Source organism: Mycobacterium sp. (assembly GCF_049585075.1).
Taxonomy (GTDB): Bacteria; Actinomycetota; Actinomycetes; order Mycobacteriales; family Mycobacteriaceae; genus Mycobacterium.
In genome coordinates this window covers 1-1,900 of the sequence record NZ_JBAUZA010000434.1, presented here as the reverse complement: position 1 = coordinate 1,900, position 1,900 = coordinate 1, and the positions used below count along the sequence as shown (strand labels likewise).

General features: G+C 67.9%; 4 protein-coding genes. 2 read left to right on the top strand and 2 right to left on the bottom strand.

Features of this window, described 5'->3' with window-relative positions; genetic code table 11:
- Together WB785_RS20465 and WB785_RS20460 are read left to right on the top strand one after the other, a co-directional pair.
- Positions 1–529 (top strand): ACT domain-containing protein (locus WB785_RS20465; protein ID WP_424081260.1); only part of this gene is annotated, 529 nt, incomplete at its 5' end.
- Positions 526–1,215, top strand: a complete 690-nt coding sequence (locus tag WB785_RS20460) for a histidine phosphatase family protein (protein WP_424081258.1) — start codon at positions 526–528, stop codon at positions 1,213–1,215. The genes WB785_RS20465 and WB785_RS20460, both read left to right, overlap by 4 nt.
- 1 nt (position 1,216) lies before the next feature.
- Here the strand turns inward: WB785_RS20460 and WB785_RS20455 are convergent, their stop codons facing one another.
- Both WB785_RS20455 and WB785_RS20450 read right to left on the bottom strand, forming a co-directional pair.
- Complete coding sequence (locus tag WB785_RS20455) at positions 1,217–1,408, bottom strand: hypothetical protein (protein WP_424081256.1); 192 nt, start codon at positions 1,406–1,408, stop codon at positions 1,217–1,219.
- A 70-nt stretch (positions 1,409–1,478) separates the two neighbouring features.
- Complete coding sequence (locus WB785_RS20450) at positions 1,479–1,829, bottom strand: metallopeptidase family protein (RefSeq protein ID WP_424081262.1); 351 nt, start codon at positions 1,827–1,829, stop codon at positions 1,479–1,481.
- Positions 1,830–1,900: the final 71 nt, after the last annotated feature.

The following is a 1,900-nucleotide window of genomic DNA, read 5'->3' as shown; positions in this document are numbered from 1 at the left end:
CTCCAACGCCGATGCCGCGCAGCAAGTCGCCGACGGCAATGTCGACGCCGCCGTCAGTTCGCCGCTGGCCGGCTCCCAGCGCGGGTTGTGGGCGTTGGCCGACGGCGTGGTCGACGAAGCCAATGCGTGCACCCGCTTTGTACTGGTCGGCCCGCCGGGGACGCCGCCGGCCCGAACCGGCGCCGACCGCACGTCGGTGATGCTGCGGATCGCCAACGCCCCAAGCGCTCTGGTGTCGGCACTTGCCGAGTTCGGCATCCGCGGCATCGACCTGACCCGCATCGAATCTCGGCCCACCCGAACCGAATTAGGCACCTACATGTTCTTCCTGGACTGCGTCGGACACATCGACGACGACGCGGTCGCCGAGGCACTCAAAGCGCTGCACCGGCGTTGTACCGATGTGCGCTACTTGGGATCCTGGCCGACCGGAGGGCTGGTCGGCGCGGCGCCGCCCCAACTGGACGAGGCGTCGCGCTGGCTGGCGCGGATGCGCGACGGCGCGGCCGATGAGGGATCGCCGCGATGAGCGGTCGGCTGGTGTTGGTGCGACACGGTCAGTCCTTCGGCAACGTCGATCGCCGATTGGACACCCGACCGCCGGGGTCAGAGCTGACGCCGTTGGGCCGCGACCAGGCGCGAGCCTTCGCGCGGTTGGGACTGAGCCGGCCCGGGCTGTTGCTGCATTCGGTGGCCACCCGCGCCGCGCAGACCGCGGCCGAGATCAGCGCGGAGGTCGACGTGCGGGCCGGCGAGGTGACAGGCATCCATGAGGTGCAGGTCGGCGAGCTGGAAAACCGCAGCGACGATGATGCGGTCGCCGAATTCAATGCGATCTACAAACGCTGGCATGAAGGCGAATGGGACGTGCCGCTGCCGGGCGGCGAGACCGCCAACCAGGTGCTGGACCGCTACACGCCGGTGCTGACAGACCTACGGATGCGCTACCTCGACGACGACAAGTGGACCAGCGACATCGTCGTCGTCAGTCACGGCGCCGCGATCCGGCTGGCGGCCGCTGTACTGGCCGGTGTGGAAAGCAGCTTTGTGCTCGATCATCACCTCAACAACACCGAGGCGGTGGTGCTGGCGCCGGTCACCGACGGGCGCTGGAGTTGTGTGCAGTGGGGGAGCCTGACGCCGCCGTTCTACCCTGAGCCCCACGCCACACCCGTGGCTGACGCGGTGGAGTCGGCTACCGACCCGATGGGGTAGATCAGACCGCGAGCGCGTCCACGTCTGCGCAGCGGCATCCGATCGCGTCGCAGTCGACGACGAAGGCGTGCGGCATCAGCTCGGGGCTGGTGCAGCCATCCTCGGTGCACTCCGACCGGTGCAACCAATGGCGAATGATCGTGCCGTGACAGTGTTCTAACCCTGCCCGGCAGTCGCGGCAGTAGGTGTTCATACGGCGTTCATAGCACCGATCGCCGACAGATCCGGGATGCCGCGCCTGCGCGATCGTTAAGTTAAGTTGCTCAGCCCCAGCCCAGTTCGTGCAACCGGTCGTCGTCGATGCCGAAGTGGTGGGCGATCTCGTGGACCACGGTGATCTTCACCTCCTCGACGACGTCGTCCTCGTCGTCGCAGATGTCCAGCAGCGCGTCGCGGTAGATCGTGATGGTGTCCGGCAGCGAACCGCCGTAGTTGGAATCGCGCTCGGTCAATGCCACACCCTCGTACAGGCCGAGCAGTTCGGCTTCCTCGGGATCACGGTCGGCGACCAGCACCACCACGTTGTCCATCACGGCGGCCAGCTGCGGCGGGATCAAGTCGAGTGCGTCGGACACCAGCTCGTCGAACCGTTGCGGATCCATCCGCACGGCCACCGGGCTACCCGCCCGGTGCGGGTGGTGGTGGCGGCGGAGCTTCCGGTGCGGGCGGGGGAGGTGGTGGTGGC

Bases quoted from the DNA above. Each gene is read 5' to 3' on its own strand.
- WB785_RS20460 (WP_424081258.1), top strand. From the start codon at position 526: ATGAGCGGTCGGCTGGTGTTGGTGCGACACGGTCAGTCCTTCGGCAAC.
- WB785_RS20455 (WP_424081256.1), bottom strand. From the start codon at position 1,408: ATGAACACCTACTGCCGCGACTGCCGGGCAGGGTTAGAACACTGTCAC.